Raw genomic sequence first — 13,650 nt, 5'->3', positions numbered from 1 at the left:
GGGCATCGCATCCGGTACCAGCGGCACGGCGGAACGTTTCGCAGGCAGGCACGTTCTCAAAGAGCACCTTCGGCTCCCTAGCGCTGCAGAAAGGGGACACAGCCCAGCCGCCATTTTCACCGAGCCGCACGCCACAATTTCGGTTGCCTGGCTTCATCCGATCGGCAACACTGCAGCGTGCACTCCCATGAGGAAGCCCGGCAGGTCTTCGACGAGTTGACAGGCCGCATCTACGTGGCGTTGCGCGACGGCGCCCTTGACGCCGAACCCGTCCTCGCGCTGGCCTGCTTGCTGGAGGAAGCCGGCAGAAGCACCCCTGCCACGCGGGAACTCCTCGAACGCCCAACTTCTCATCTGACAACGGCCGACGTGACCCGCCTGGGCAGGAGGCTTCTCCGTGACGTCCGGTTCGAACCCACCTTCGCCCTCGAACCAAGTCTGTGGGTGGCGTTGGAACAGGCACTGAAGCTTGTCGAGCGCGACGTCCGCAGCAGGGGAATCACCGGAACCCTCCGATTGGTCATCCCTGACTGGGATGACAGCGGTCATGCCAGGGTGGAGTTCCGGGGTGGTTACCACGGCAACGGCATCAGGCCCGCCGAGGGAAGCGATGCTCAGGAGGCGCTCGCGAGCGTCGCGGACGCCACCCAGGAAGTGATCATGGAGTTGCTCTGGAAGGTCTGGCCCGTCTGCTCCGCTCATGATCTAGGCCTGCGCGCCGAACTGGAACACGAAGTCGCCGTCTGGCGATGCACAGCCAATGGAACCCACACGGTGGCGCGAGTCGGCGAACTGCCTCCCGAACGCCATTAGTACATCTGCCCTGCGACCCGAAACTTCCCGCCGATCGCCCCAAGCACAAGCACAGCCACAACTGCGGCCACCCCTGACAAACGCAGGACCGCGAGGCCGCGCGGAGCGGCACCCCTTGAGCCGCACCGGCAAATATCGGTCGGCATACTTCTCGCCCCGCCAGCAACGGTGACCTGGAGCGACGTGGCGACACGAAAGCGCGCCCAGATTCGATCGGCGCCTTTCGTCGTACTCATCTCACGGCGACCTTTTATCCTGCCGGTCATGCGGACGACCATCACGCGAGGGTTTGCGACCATGACCATCGCGGTAGGTCTGGCCGCGTGTTCCGCCGAGGCTCCGGCGACTCGGCTCCCGATCACGTCCGCTCCGGCTCATGCGCCTGAACCTGCCGAGATTCCGTCCACGACTCGCTCACCGACTCCGACGAAGGCACCGCTGAAGCTGCCGGAAACCAGCGGAAAATGCCGAGTGGGCTGCGACACGGTGAAGGCCCACGATTACAACGGCGACGGCTACGCCGATCTCGCCATCGGTGCTCCTGGACCATGGTGGGAGGGCAATCCTTCCACGGTTTCCGGATACGTCATCGTCTCGTACGGCGGAGCCGACGGACTCACCACGAATCGTCAGAAGCTTCTCCAGCCTGAACAGGCCGGTCAGCCGACGGCTTCGACCAAAGGCAGCAGTTTCGGCGTGTCGTCCGCCAGCGGCGATTTCGATCGCGACGGCTACGCCGATCTCGCCGTCGGCGCGACTCCCGAATCCAATCTCTCGCCTGCCGCTGTGACGATTTTCTTCGGCAGCAAGGAGGGGCTGTCCAGCCGCTCGGCGGTTCTGCTCGAGCCCGAAGACGCGACGTTCGGGAAGTTGTTGACCGCGGGCGACTTCAACGGGGACGGCTACCAGGATCTGGGACTGGTGACGGAACAGTCGGTTGGGGTGGTCTATGGGAGCAGTCGGATACGGCAGCATCCGCCACGGCCTCGAACAGTCAAGAAGTCCAGTGAGATCAATGCGCTGGCAGCAGGCGACGTCACGGGCGACGGAATCGACGATCTCGTGGTCGCCTTTTCTGACGACGATCCGGCTGATGAGGGTAAGGGGGCGGTCTACCGCGGCTCCTCCAGTGGGCTGAAGGACGTGGCCGGTCACACCTTCGACGCGTGGGGCGTACAGGCCCTGAGCGTCGGCGACGTCAACGGCGACGGCTTTGGCGACGTGATCGCGGGCAACAGCTATGCCGACGCAGCCGACCCCGGAGGCCAGATTTACGTTCACCGCGGCTCACCCAAGGGACTGACAGGCAAGGGCGTACTGATTTCCCAGGACTCTCGCGGCCTGCTCGCAGGTTCCGTGGACGGCGACGGGTTCGGCGGCTATCTCGCTGTCGGCGACATCAACCACGACGGATACGCGGATGTAGCGGTCAGCGCACCCGCCAAGTCCGCCGGCAAAGGCACCGCCTTCCTTCTGTACGGAGGAAAGAACCGCCTGCCGGATGCAGGAGCCCAGGTAATCGAACCGGACGACGTGCTCGATGCGCAGCACGTTCAATCGTTCGGCGCTTCCCTGCAGCTGTCGGACTTCAACAACGACGGCCGGGCGGACCTCGCACTTGCGATCCCGACCGAGTCGGCAGTAGCCGTACTGCCAGGCTCGTCAGACGGTGTGAGCACGACGAGGCCCACTTTCATCAGCCCCGACCAGGGCACCCCGCCCGGGCAGGACATCGGCTTCGGCCGCTCATTGAACTGAGCCGACCTCAGCCCAATCCACCACTCACGGAGGCTCGCCCTAACGGGGCGCTACTTGCCCGATGATCAGCCCGCCACCTCAGCCATCCACGATCCTGCCCCAGCACGATGACCACCCCGGAGCCCAAGCCGGGGGCAGAATGGAGGACAATCGGCAGAGACGGGGTTGCAGCATGAGTGAGCAACCTGGTGCTGCGCTGGAGATTCATGGGGCGCTGCACGATTGGTATGCGGTCCTGCACGTGAGCGGTGAGTTCTGCCACGATGCTCGCTTGGGGGCTCGTCTTCGCGATGCGATGACGGCGCTGCCCATGCCGGATCCGCCCTATCTGGTCCTCGACCTCGCCGGCGTTGACGCCTGGGACAGCTGGACCATCGGAGCGGTTCTTTCGAGCGCGAAGCGGGTGATGACAGGTGGCGGAGCGCTGGTCGTCGCAGCAGCTCCTGCTGACCTGCTGGCACACTGCCGACAGATAAGGCTGGACCGGGCGTTCAGGTTCCGCGAGACGGTGGAGTCGGCCGTGGAGCAGCTGCGCTCTGGTGCGTGAGCGACGGTATGGCACTCGGTCAGCGAGTTCGATGGGCACAGCGTGGTAACGCCACGGCGATGCACCACGCGAGAACAGTCCCTCCTGCCGCACGCTCAGGGGTGGTGGCGCTTGATACCAACGGGAACCATTCGATGTGCCTGGTGGACCAGTTCAGAGCTCGGTGATTCTTAGACCGCTTGTAGGAGCCGGACGACGGCATGCATCTCTCTGATCCTCGTTGATCCCGTCCTTCGGATGACGATTTCCGACGTCACGAACCACGGTCTCCACGCTAAGTAACACATTCGTCACTCAAATGACTATGGTTGCGATTAGTGATCACTCGAAAACATTGAGTCTCCCGAAGAGCGGAGGCGGATGTGGCCAGTGAGTTCCAGCGTAGAAAGGTCGGCAGAGTCTTCCGGGCAATGGATGTGGACGGCGACGGCCGATTGACCCAGGCCGACTTCCAGGCGCTCGCCCACCGCTGGACGGCCGTCGGGGGGTCCGTCGACCCAGAGCGACTGGCCTCCGTCATGAACGGTTGGTGGCCGGTGCTCCGAGCGGCCTCCGGCCCCGGTGGCGACGACGCCGTCTCCCTCGACCAGGTGCTTCTCGTCGTGGAAAGACTCGGTGACATGACCGACGCGGTCTCCGGCACTGCCGACGCGATGTTCGAGGCCATCGACCTCAACGGCGACGGCCTCATCTCCTGTTCGGAATACGGCGCGCTCATCGAGACGTGGAACGGGGCGCCCTCAGCGACCGATGAGATCTTCCCGCGCCTCGACCTGGACGGTGACGGCCACCTCACTCGCGACGAGTTCCGCACCCACTGGACAGAGTTCTGGGCCGGCGACGACCCGGACGCTCCCGGAACCTACGTATTCGGCGCGCTGGTGGAATAGCCCGAAGGTGGCGTCATCCGTGAGGCCGTGGAGCGCACCGAACGCCGGGGCGTTCCGCTATGGCAGGACATTGTCACAGGTGGAGGGTGCGGCCGTTGTTCCACGCCGTGTCGTCGATGGCGACGCGCGGCCCGATCAGATATCCCGTAAGCCGCCACAGGACGTTCCGCTCCTCTGGGGCGTCATCCTCGCTCCCGGCGAACTCCAGGACCAACGTCTGGTCCGTGGGTCCCTGATCGACGTCCAGGACCGTTCAGGGCCAGTCGCCATGCCGTTCATCGGAAGTCCTGGGGGCCAGGGCTACGGTCACGCTCCCTCCCCAACAGGGCGTTAAAGTGCACACCCTCGCGCCGAACCTGCGTCAAGAACAGGACCAGCACTGCGCCGGCCAAGTAATGCAGGAACGGCCCGCGCTCCACCACGTCCCATCCGACGAAACGGAATGTGTACACGCAGCTATCCGAGACAATCTCGAAGGCGTAGGGGATGGTGAACACAATGGCGACCACCACGAACAGGGCCGCCGTCAGCCATCCGGCGAGCGTTCCCCACCTGCTCCGAAGGGCGAGAGTCGCGCTTAGTCCCAGTGCCATCATCAGGGTGGGCCAGCCGTACGACTCGGCGGACACGGCGTGCCAGTTGATCTCCATCAGCCAGCCGACATCCTCGTAGCCAGGTGGCCCAGCGTATACGGGAGCGTCTACGGACAGAGCAAAGGGACAGCGGATGAACGCCGTCCTGTAGATCGCCCCTTCGGGGAGATAGCGCGTGATGGTGCGCGAGGCGGGGGCCGCCAGAGCCGCCAGAGTAAGTAGGGGCGCTCCCCAACGAGGGGGAATCGTCGGTAACGGAAGCAAGAGACCGCCAGGTGGTCGTAGGAGGGAGCCCTGAGCCTAGATCACCCCGGCACGGTCGGCAGCTCGCGCACACCTTCGGGCCGGCGGACTCCACGCCGAGTCACTGCATCCCCGCACGAACCACTCTTCCACATCATGGGTCCCGACCTGGGACGATGCCTCAAGATCCATTCCGTGCATGCTGCGGGAAGGGTCGCACCCTTCGCGCGAAGGTGGCAGCACTGCTCCGGCCGTCGGCGAGCTGCGCATCGCGCAGCCCCGTCATCCCCTGCCGACGGGTTCTGTGCCTGTCGGTGACGGCCGGCAGCATGGCGACATGTCTTTGCAGCCCATCGATGTCTCTTGGCTCTGCGGCGAATACTCCTGGGAGTCCTGCAGTTTCATCTACGTGCGTGCCACGCCTGAACAGGTGGTCGCGCGCCTCGGCGGCCGATGGGAGGACTTCACGCCTGGTGCCTTCCCCGACGACCCGGATGACTTCCCAGGCCCAGGGGAGCCTCTCGGCGTCACCTCCATCGGCGATTGGACGTTCGTCTTGGACCCTGACTGGCTCGGCACCTGCGAAGGCGTGATCACTGAGCTCTCCAGGGGCACCCGCCTCGTCTCCCAAGCCGCACTCGCCATCAAGTGCATCGACTACTTCTACTGGTGCGAGGACGGCGAGATCAGATTCTGCTGGGGAGACGATGAGGGATATCCGATAGGGACCCCGGACGAACTCGTGGACACGATGGCGGACATCGACCGGCTCTACCCGCGGTTTTCCTATCTCTACAAAGGGCCGGCTTTCCTGCTCGTCGAGCACCTGACCGGAATCAGGACGACGGAGCGACTGCTGAAGGGCTCCACGTTCAGGTGGGGCGTCGTCCCAGAACCTGCCAAGTCGAAGCCACAATAGACACAGTCTGAGCTTGATCGGCGCGAAGCGCCCCCTGGTGAAGGCCTTGCTGGTGGAGCGGGTGACGGGAATCGAACCCGCGCTGTCAGCTTGGGAAGCCTCTCAAGATCACACGGTTTGAGCTGGGAAACGCCGGCCTGGGCAAATGCCGGCCGAGCGACCATGAGCCTCCGTGACTCCCCGCTATGCACCAACCTGACGGACACGCAACGGGCACGGCCAAGGGCCCACGATCAGAACTCGCGCGCCACCGACGCGACCGTCCGCTCACCCACCGGCCGGCCGTCGACTTCGCTGATCGCCATGGGCACTGCTGACGCACACGCTCATGCCGCCGCTCGGCCCACTGCGTGCGTAAAAGTCGCACGTCGGATCGAGCGCGCCCGTACGGCTGGCGGGCTTGGCGTTCGCCGTTCAGCAACAGGCGAGTCAGTCGTCGAACTCGGAAACGTCCGCCTCGGCGGTTGCGACGAGCCGCCGCATGCGGTCGGCGTACCTTCCAGGGCAGGGGCCTTACAATCTCCCGGCCACCCGCTGAGCCACGGAGGCGATGCGCCCGCAGCGCTCGCGCGGATCAAAGCGCTGAACATCATCGGGCTGAGTCATCCACAGTGTCACCAGAAATCGCCCCTTCCGGAACACCAGCGCGCCGGCCGATCGGGCATAGGGCCGGGTCACGCAGTACGACTCCTCGCCCGCAGGACGGGTCAGCGGCTGGCCGCCGTCGAGCGGCCTGGTGAAGTCGATAGAGTGCGCGGCCGCGGCATCGGCCATGTAGCTGATGACCTCTACCTGCAGTTTGTATCGGTCGGTGAGGTAGTTGTGCCCCGTGCTCCGCTCGCACCGTGTGTAGACGTAGGCGTACTCGTTCTGGTCGGGGATGCTCGTGCCGATGCTGAAGTTCGTCCTGCCGGCCGCGCTGCCGAACTCCTCCCCGACGAACGGCGCGGGCGGCCGGTGGAACAGCGTCCGGAAGTCCTTGGCATCGATGAGGGCGCACGCGGGCGCCGGCTTCGCGGTGATCAGAGGGCTGTCATAGGCGATAGAAGGGATTCCCGCCGGATCCGCCGAGCGCTCCACCAGGTTGCCGGCGATCGTCTCCAGCAGCGCCCGCCTGAGCTTCTCCTGCTGGGGTCCGCGCTGTAGCGACAACTCCACTTGCACGACCGTGTTCTTCAGCCGTAGAACGTAGTGCAGGTAGTCGATGGTCTCGTTCACTCGGCTCGAGCTGCGCTTGCGCTCCCGCACCGTCACGTCGCCGATCGCCGGCCTCGTGCTGTAGCGATCGAAGGAGTAGTCCATGGCGCGGGAACTGGTGTAGCTCTCCTGAAAAACCGCGATCTCCACCGGGGACTTCGGCCACAGCACGTACTTGCAGCTGTTCGGCGCGTCGGTCGGGACGAACAGCCCGCCCTTCTCGATCGGACCATTGCCCTGCCCGTCGAAGTAGGAGCGCCGGTACGATCCGATCAGAGGATTGGGGTGCAGAAGCAGCCCGAGCTTGTTCAGATCGGCGAACGTCAGCAGAGTGCAGGCTGAGATGACCGGTGAGCCGGCGTACCGGCGCGGCGAGCGGCCGGGTTTCGCCACCAGCGGCCCAGGATCGGAGATCCCCTCAGCCTCCTCCCCTTTCAGCTCGTCGTAGCCGTCACGCTCGACCGTCTTCAGCTTGGCGCCGCCCTCGGCGATGTGCCGCCCGGGCTCCGGCGACGCGGTGCGGTCTCCCCTCGCGATCGGACGGACATCGCCTCGCAGCTTGGACACCGCCACGAAGCCGACGGCGATCACCAAGGCGGCTATCAGCAGCCCTGAGACGCCCAACAGCGCCGCCGTACACCCCGAATTCCTGCGCCGCCGCGGGGGCGGTGGCCCTCCAGGCGCATACGGCGGACCAAACGGGTAGGGCGGTTGCGGCTGGGATACGCCCTGCGGCCCGCTTCTGGCATGGCGCGGTTGGCTCTGCGGCTGCCACGCACCGGGCCCGGTGTGGTAGGGCGGCTGCGCCACGATGCCTCCGTTCGCTGATCGCTACTAGCGCGGTCCACCGGCCTTCGTATAGGAGCCCGGCAAAGGGGGAGCGTAGCTCTCCAATCGCGACCAGCCGTAACACTTCCGGCTTTGGTGAAGCTTTCAGGCCAGGCTTTGCGGAGGAAGAACGAATAGCGGCGGTTTTCGCACCTCACCCCCGTCCGCCGAGGACGTACGTGTTGAACCGCCTGGGAGGTGCGCCACGACGCGCCACCGTTTCCCGCGACCTGGTCTTGTTCGCGCGACGCGCGCACCCCACGCGCCCGATCATTCCGTCTGCCGTCGACCCGCCCGAAGGGGAGCCGGAGCGGCCGGTGCTGACCATGAAGCAGGTCTTCGTCCTGGCCGATGCCATTGATCCGCGGTTTCGGATGCTGATCCTGCTCGCTACCTTCGGGAGCCTGCGGTGGGGCGAACTGGCGGCGCTCCAGCGGAGGAACGTGGACCTGGAGGCAGGCACGATCCGTGTCGTCGGGACCACGACCGAACTCGAGGACGGCTCGGTGGCCATCGGGCCGCCCAAGTCGGAGGCGGGCAAGCGCATCGTCAGCATCCCGGCGACACTGCTCCCGGACCTTCGCGCGCACATGGAGACGTACGCGGAGCAGGGTGAGCATGGGCACGTCTTCGTCGGCCCCAAGGGTGCCAAGCTCCGGCGCGAACTTCACCCGTGTCTGGGCGGCGGCGCTCAATAAGGCGAAGCTCGGCGGATTTCACTTCCATGATCTCCGCCACACCGGAAACACCCTCGCGGCCCAGTCCGGCGCGACCCTCCGGGACCTCATGACCCGTATGGGCCACTCGTCCACGCGAGCCGCGCTGATCTACCAGCACACCGCGATGGAGCGTGACAGGGCCATCGCAGACGCTCTCGGCAAGCTCGCCGAGGAAGCGCTGAAGCCGGAAGAGCCCAAGCCCGACGAGCAAGATCCAAACGTAACGGGCACGTAACGGGCACGGAAGATCGAAAACAACACTAGAAACGATCAAAGCCAGGCGGGGAATCCATCCCTGGCCTGGCTTTTCGTAAGTGGAGCGGGTGACGGGAATCGAACCCGCGCTGTCAGCTTGGGAATTGCAGGGATCTCGGCTTGTAGGGGCGCTGACCTGCGGCTGAGGCCGGTCATGAGTGACCGTGGTTGACCCCTCGTTACCGCCCTTAATGGCACGCTAATGGCACGGCGATCAGCCCGCGACCTGGTGTTTCCCCCGCGACGCGCGCACGTCGGCCGCTTGATCATCCCGTCCACCGTCGACCCGCCCGAGGGGGAAGCGGGGATGCGGATATGGAGAATATGACTAGGTGGTTATAATAGCTGCATGAGCTGGGAGGTCAGTCTTCATCCGGAGGTTGAGGCGTGGTATCTGACCATATGCGCAACCGATCCGGAGACTGCAGACCTAATCAAGGACGCGATCGATCAGCTCGCGGAGGAAGGCCCGACAGCGCGCCGGCCTCTGGTCGACCGGGTACAGGGCAGCCAGTATCACAACATGAAGGAACTACGTCCGCCCTCATCGGGGACGAGTGAGATCCGGATGTTGTTCTGCTTCGATCCGGCAAGGGAAGCGATCTTTCTGGTAGCTGGCGACAAAGCCGGCAACTGGAACCGCTGGTATCGGGAAGCGATACCGCTGGCTGATGAACGATTTGCCCAGCACCTGATCACGCTCAACCAAGAGGAGCAGGAGGAGCGATGAGCACTCGGTACAGCAAGTGGTCGGATGTCAAGGCCAAGGCGGCAGCGCTCGACCCGCGAAACGAGACGGAACGCGCTGCCGGGGAAGCCGTCGCGCGTGAACGCCGCGAAGCGTACGTCCGCGGATTCCAGCTCGCCGAGATCCGCCAGGCCGCCGGTGTCACCCAGGCTGAACTCGCCCACACCTTGGGAGTCAGCCAAGCTCGCATCTCCAAGATCGAGCATGGCGAGGTGTCCGGCATCGACGTCGTACGAGAGTACATCGCTGCACTCGGGGGTCACTTGGATCTCGTTGCTACGCTCGGCGACCGAACCTGGAAAGTCGCCTGAGAAAGGCACGCCGATCCGCGGCCAAAGTGGTTCAGAGCTTCGACTATGTCAGCCCTGCCCTGGGCCTTCGTTGTGGAGCGGGTGACGGGAATCGAACCCGTTCTGTCAGCTTGGGAACTGCATCTATCACGGCCTGATCGGGCGCTGAGCTGCGTAGAAAGCCGGTCCTGAGTGACCGTGATTGACCCCTCGTCACCCCTCCTAATGGCCCGCTAATGGCCCAGCGATCGGCCCAGCGATCGGCCCCGAAGGGCACACATTCCGTTCTGTCGGAGCACTGCTCTACGGTATGCGGTCCACGGAGTTCCTGATGATCGGAGTGAGAAGGCGTGCAACTGACGACCCCACCTCCACCAGTTGACGTGGCGGCGCTCTTCCCGGAGCTGGCCGGCCAGGGCAGGACCACGGTCCGGCTGCACCCGCGACGTGGAGCTCCGGCCGTCACGGATAGTTCTATGGGCGGGCCTCTGCTGTGGCCCACCGATGAGGCATGGCCGTACTGTGAGGCGGCGGAGCACGCGGACCCGTCAGGGCTTTGGGGACGGGTGGCGATGGTGCCCGTCTTGCAGATCTACGCCTGCGATGTCCCAGAGCTGCCGTTCCCCTCCACAGCGGACCTGTGCCAGGTGTTGTGGTGCCCGGTGACCCACAAGCCCGATCATGTGCCCTTGCTCCACTCGGTCTGGCGGGACTCGCGGCTCGTCACGAACGTCCTCACTGAGGTTCCCGAACCGGTGGAGACTGAGGAGGAGTACCTGCCCGTGCCGTGTGTATTGTCCCCCGAACGCGTGCGGGAGTATCCGTCCGTGTGGGTGTTGCCAGCGGGGCTGGACAAGCAGATCGCGCAATGGAGTAAGTCTTCGCAGAATCCCGAGAATTGGAGCTACCACTTTCACCTGTCCACGGCCCCGGGTACCAAGATCGGCGGGTGGGTTGACTGGATTCAGGACCCAATCGCGATGGAGTGTGACCGCGGACACGAGATGTCGCATCTGCTCACCATCGCGAGCTGGGAGCATGACGGCGAGTCCTGTAAGACATGGACACCGCTGGAAGAAAAGCACCGGTTGGGTCCCTATCAGGTCCCCGAACTACTGGAACCCGCGAACATCATGATCGGTGACGCGGGATCGATGTACATCTTTACCTGCTTGAAATGCCCTGACCGACCCGTGGAGGCAATCAGCCAGTGCTCATAACCCGGCGGTCAGCGCACCCGCCCGCCTGATCATCCCGTCTGCCGTCGGGCCCGCCCGAAGGGGAAGCGGGCCAGGGCCACGCGGACAAGGTGGAGCCCCCAACTGGAGGAACGACCTTGTCCCCGTGGCCCTGGTCTGCTCGGCTTGTCCCGGGGCGATGGCGGACGGGATGATCAGCTCCCACCTCAGCGATCCACGAACCTCAGGCCCGCGCGGCCGTCATCCCGGAGCCGAGGCCCCCGCCGGAGGCATCGAAAACCTCTCGCCCGTGCCCAGCTCAGCAGGTATACGGGCCAGAGCGGTTGGTAGACGTTGAATGACAGTTCGGGCACACTTGTCCTCCCCCCATTTGGAGGATCAGATGTCGGCGGTTGGACCAGCTGAGGCCCTGATTCTGTTGGTGATCTGGGTCGTTCCAGCAGTGGTGCTCTTCTTCCTCATTTACTGGGCGGTCCGGCTGGCGATCAGGCATGAGCGGCGACGGGTGCCGAGTCTGCACGAACGTGTAACGGCGGAGCGCGAGGCTCAGCGTCGTGAATGGGCGGAGCGCGAGGCTCGACGGAATACGGAAGCGCCCGACGAGCTGTAGTCGGGTGGTTTCGTCGGCAAGGTGGGGCCGCGATATGACAGCGGCCCGAGCTGCTGGCGGCCGGGACCGGCCCCCAGGCCGCATGCCCGGCCGCCGAGCGGGCGCAGGGCCGCGAGGCGGCGCGAAGCGCCGCCCTTGATACCTACAAGAGCTATTCGGCAGTGTGCTGGCTATGCCTTGTGGCCTCGCGAGCCTCGGCGATGAGCTCCACGAGGTCGGCTATGAGCTTGGGGCTTGCGGAGATGGTCGCGCGGGCGGTCATGCTGTGCGGGCTGCCGTCGAGATCGACCACTGTGGCCCCGGCTTCGCGGGCGATGACGACGCCTGCGGCGGTGTCCCATGGGTTGTTGCTGAGCATGATGTTGGCGTCAATCTTGCCGTCTGCCACCCACGCGAGATCGATCGCGGCTGAGCCGAACATCCGTATGCGCTGGACGCGCGCGGCTAGCTCTTGGGTCAGAGCGAATCGTGGTTTGTTCTGCTCCTGGGCGTTCTTGCCCACTGCGTAGTCGCCAATGGCGACGATGGCGGTTTCCAGGTCGCGGGCGTCGCTCACTTGAATGTGAGATCCGTTGGCTTGTGCGCCAGCCGCTTCGGCCGCTGAGTAGCGGAGGTTGAGGAACGGCAAATCGATCACTCCGAGCGTGGGCATGTCCTTGTCGACCAAGCCCAAGGACACGCCACACAACGGGATGCCATGCAGGAAGTTCGCCGTTCCGTCCACGGGGTCCAGCGCCCACATCAGGCCATCGCCCGTCCGACTGACGCCTTCTTCCTCGCCGAGGAATCCGATCTCGGGTGTCTCCCGAGACAGGAATTCCCGTACGGCGTGCTCGACGGCGTAGTCCACCTCGGTCGCCATGTCGCGGTCGCCCTTGGCGGTGACGACGCCTGGGGCCTTGGTCCTGATGATCTCGCTGGCGATCGATACGGCGCGTTCGGCGATGGGGAGAAGCGCTCGGGCCTCGATGGTCATACAGGTTTGCTCCGCTCCCACATATCCCTGAACACCTGGTCGAAGACGGGGAACAACCCCTCCGCGGCGGTGTTGTCTTTGATCACGAAGGTTGGCGAGTCGACTCCGCGGGACTGCGGTAGGTACGGCTGGACCACGCAGAGGGCCCGGTCAACGATCAGCAGGTTGAAGCGGATCGTCTCGTCGTAGACGTGGAGTTCGAGGCGCTGGGCCGAGGCGGTGTCGAGTCGATCGCGCAGCCTGGTCAGCATGGTGATGTTGAGGGCTGTGAGGGTCGTCAGAGTGTTGTCGGTATAGCGCTCTTCTGCTTCGCGGGCGCGGATCGCCTGGCCCTTGGGGTCGAGGAAGAGGCAGCGGATGCGGGTGCCGGAGTCCAGCAGACGCCTGAGTTGATGGTCGGGATAGCTCTGGCAGATGATGTTGAGCGACAGGCCCGCCGCGTTGATCTCCTTCGCGCTGTCGAACATCGTCGATGGGGGATACGCGGATGAGAAGGCAGAGCGGCTGCTGAAGACCGCGGTTACGTCGGCCATCTGCGGCATCACGCAGGCTGCGACCTCGGGGCCGGCGCTTCGGGCTGGCTCTGGCTCTGCCCTCGGCGTGGGGACTTCGACAGCGTTCGTGGAGAACAGTTCCTGTGCCGACTTGCCCGGGAACATCGCTTCCAAGACGCGGCAGTGGCCGGAGTAGGGCAAGCCCTTGAGTTCGCCTGTCAGCCATCGATGGAGTTGCGCACGGCTCGGCCAACCACCCTGCAACGACGGGTCCACCTTCTTGGCGGCTTTGTCGTACTCCTTACAGAACGTGCTGTAGGTCTGCCAGTGGCGTTGCGTCAGAAGTGTCTTCAACAGGATCGGCTGGTCAGTCATGATCCGCGCCTCGGGCTGGGGTGCCATACAGGCCCAGGTTAGCGACAGAGACGGGCTCGGACGAGACAAAGAGGAGACGAACGGAGACGAGTCGATCACAGACGGTACTCGCGGGCGATCGAGACGTGACAGTCCCTCGGGCAATCCTCGTTGCATGACTGCGCGATGTGACTCTTGCTCTGGGCGGGGCTGGAAA

The 13,650-nt window shown here is 64.8% G+C and carries 15 protein-coding genes; 10 read left to right on the top strand and 5 right to left on the bottom strand.

Going from position 1 to position 13,650, the window contains the following annotated elements; all coding sequences use genetic code 11:
* Window positions 1-177 precede the first annotated feature (177 nt).
* From AB0L65_RS44525 to AB0L65_RS44510, 4 genes are all read left to right on the top strand, one after another.
* Complete coding sequence (locus AB0L65_RS44525; protein WP_364259117.1) at window positions 178-813, top strand: hypothetical protein; 636 nt, start codon at window positions 178-180, stop codon at window positions 811-813.
* Window positions 814-1,077: 264 nt separating this feature from the next.
* Window positions 1,078-2,571 carry an FG-GAP-like repeat-containing protein gene (locus AB0L65_RS44520; RefSeq protein ID WP_364259114.1) on the top strand — a complete coding sequence of 498 codons (1,494 nt, stop codon included), beginning with the start codon at window positions 1,078-1,080 and terminating at the stop codon, window positions 2,569-2,571.
* A 172-nt stretch (window positions 2,572-2,743) separates the two neighbouring features.
* On the top strand, window positions 2,744-3,118 hold the full coding sequence (locus AB0L65_RS44515; RefSeq protein ID WP_364259111.1) for an STAS domain-containing protein: 375 nt from the start codon (window positions 2,744-2,746) through the stop codon (window positions 3,116-3,118).
* Window positions 3,119-3,480: 362 nt separating this feature from the next.
* Entirely contained in the window at window positions 3,481-4,008 is a 528-nt protein-coding gene (locus tag AB0L65_RS44510) for an EF-hand domain-containing protein (RefSeq protein WP_364259108.1), read from the top strand.
* 73 nt (window positions 4,009-4,081) lie between these two features.
* Here the strand turns inward: AB0L65_RS44510 and AB0L65_RS44505 are convergent, their stop codons facing one another.
* Together AB0L65_RS44505 and AB0L65_RS44500 are read right to left on the bottom strand one after the other, a co-directional pair.
* On the bottom strand, window positions 4,082-4,222 hold the full coding sequence (locus AB0L65_RS44505) for a hypothetical protein (RefSeq protein WP_364259105.1): 141 nt from the start codon (window positions 4,220-4,222) through the stop codon (window positions 4,082-4,084).
* A gap of 61 nt (window positions 4,223-4,283) precedes the next feature.
* Window positions 4,284-4,658 carry a hypothetical protein gene (locus tag AB0L65_RS44500; RefSeq protein WP_364259102.1) on the bottom strand — a complete coding sequence of 125 codons (375 nt, stop codon included), beginning with the start codon at window positions 4,656-4,658 and terminating at the stop codon, window positions 4,284-4,286.
* Window positions 4,659-5,181: 523 nt separating this feature from the next.
* Here AB0L65_RS44500 and AB0L65_RS44495 point away from each other — a divergent pair.
* Complete coding sequence (locus tag AB0L65_RS44495) at window positions 5,182-5,763, top strand: DUF6461 domain-containing protein (protein WP_364259099.1); 582 nt, start codon at window positions 5,182-5,184, stop codon at window positions 5,761-5,763.
* A gap of 513 nt (window positions 5,764-6,276) precedes the next feature.
* Here AB0L65_RS44495 and AB0L65_RS44490 read toward each other — a convergent pair.
* Window positions 6,277-7,551 (bottom strand): hypothetical protein, encoded by a 1,275-nt coding sequence (locus tag AB0L65_RS44490; protein WP_364259096.1) that lies wholly within the window; start codon window positions 7,549-7,551, stop codon window positions 6,277-6,279.
* 554 nt (window positions 7,552-8,105) lie between these two features.
* Here AB0L65_RS44490 and AB0L65_RS44485 point away from each other — a divergent pair.
* From AB0L65_RS44485 to AB0L65_RS44465, 5 genes are all read left to right on the top strand, one after another.
* Window positions 8,106-8,486 (top strand): hypothetical protein, encoded by a 381-nt coding sequence (locus AB0L65_RS44485; RefSeq protein WP_364259093.1) that lies wholly within the window; start codon window positions 8,106-8,108, stop codon window positions 8,484-8,486.
* A complete protein-coding gene (locus AB0L65_RS44480) occupies window positions 8,434-8,742 on the top strand; it encodes a tyrosine-type recombinase/integrase (RefSeq protein ID WP_364259090.1) in 309 nt (102 codons plus the stop codon). The genes AB0L65_RS44485 and AB0L65_RS44480 overlap by 53 nt, the downstream gene beginning before the upstream one ends.
* A 369-nt stretch (window positions 8,743-9,111) precedes the next feature.
* Window positions 9,112-9,492 carry a type II toxin-antitoxin system RelE/ParE family toxin gene (locus tag AB0L65_RS44475; RefSeq protein WP_364259087.1) on the top strand — a complete coding sequence of 127 codons (381 nt, stop codon included), beginning with the start codon at window positions 9,112-9,114 and terminating at the stop codon, window positions 9,490-9,492.
* Entirely contained in the window at window positions 9,489-9,821 is a 333-nt protein-coding gene (locus AB0L65_RS44470) for a helix-turn-helix transcriptional regulator (RefSeq protein ID WP_364259084.1), read from the top strand. Before AB0L65_RS44475 ends, AB0L65_RS44470 begins: the two co-directional genes overlap by 4 nt.
* A 563-nt stretch (window positions 9,822-10,384) precedes the next feature.
* On the top strand, window positions 10,385-11,020 hold the full coding sequence (locus AB0L65_RS44465) for a hypothetical protein (RefSeq protein ID WP_364259081.1): 636 nt from the start codon (window positions 10,385-10,387) through the stop codon (window positions 11,018-11,020).
* A 740-nt stretch (window positions 11,021-11,760) separates the two neighbouring features.
* Here AB0L65_RS44465 and AB0L65_RS44460 read toward each other — a convergent pair.
* Window positions 11,761-12,585: an inositol monophosphatase gene (locus AB0L65_RS44460; protein WP_364259078.1), complete on the bottom strand. Its 825-nt coding sequence runs from the start codon at window positions 12,583-12,585 to the stop codon at window positions 11,761-11,763.
* The gene (locus tag AB0L65_RS44455; RefSeq protein ID WP_364259075.1) at window positions 12,582-13,481 is read right to left on the bottom strand and encodes a DUF5919 domain-containing protein; all 900 of its coding nucleotides are present in this window, start codon (window positions 13,479-13,481) and stop codon (window positions 12,582-12,584) included. Before AB0L65_RS44455 ends, AB0L65_RS44460 begins: the two co-directional genes overlap by 4 nt.
* Between the last annotated feature and the right edge of the window lie 169 nt (window positions 13,482-13,650).

It is taken from the genome of Nonomuraea sp. NPDC052116, from assembly GCF_040680035.1.
Taxonomy (GTDB): domain Bacteria; phylum Actinomycetota; class Actinomycetes; order Streptosporangiales; family Streptosporangiaceae; genus Nonomuraea; species Nonomuraea angiospora_A.
This window is presented reverse-complemented; position numbering and strand designations above follow the sequence as displayed.

Bases quoted from the DNA above. Each gene is read 5' to 3' on its own strand.
- AB0L65_RS44520 (WP_364259114.1), top strand. From the start codon at position 1,078: ATGCGGACGACCATCACGCGAGGGTTTGCGACCATGACCATCGCGGTA.
- AB0L65_RS44515 (WP_364259111.1), top strand. From the start codon at position 2,744: ATGAGTGAGCAACCTGGTGCTGCGCTGGAGATTCATGGGGCGCTGCAC.
- AB0L65_RS44500 (WP_364259102.1), bottom strand. From the start codon at position 4,658: ATGGAGATCAACTGGCACGCCGTGTCCGCCGAGTCGTACGGCTGGCCC.
- AB0L65_RS44495 (WP_364259099.1), top strand. From the start codon at position 5,182: ATGTCTTTGCAGCCCATCGATGTCTCTTGGCTCTGCGGCGAATACTCC.
- AB0L65_RS44475 (WP_364259087.1), top strand. From the start codon at position 9,112: ATGAGCTGGGAGGTCAGTCTTCATCCGGAGGTTGAGGCGTGGTATCTG.
- AB0L65_RS44470 (WP_364259084.1), top strand. From the start codon at position 9,489: ATGAGCACTCGGTACAGCAAGTGGTCGGATGTCAAGGCCAAGGCGGCA.
- AB0L65_RS44460 (WP_364259078.1), bottom strand. From the start codon at position 12,585: ATGACCATCGAGGCCCGAGCGCTTCTCCCCATCGCCGAACGCGCCGTA.
- AB0L65_RS44455 (WP_364259075.1), bottom strand. From the start codon at position 13,481: ATGGCACCCCAGCCCGAGGCGCGGATCATGACTGACCAGCCGATCCTG.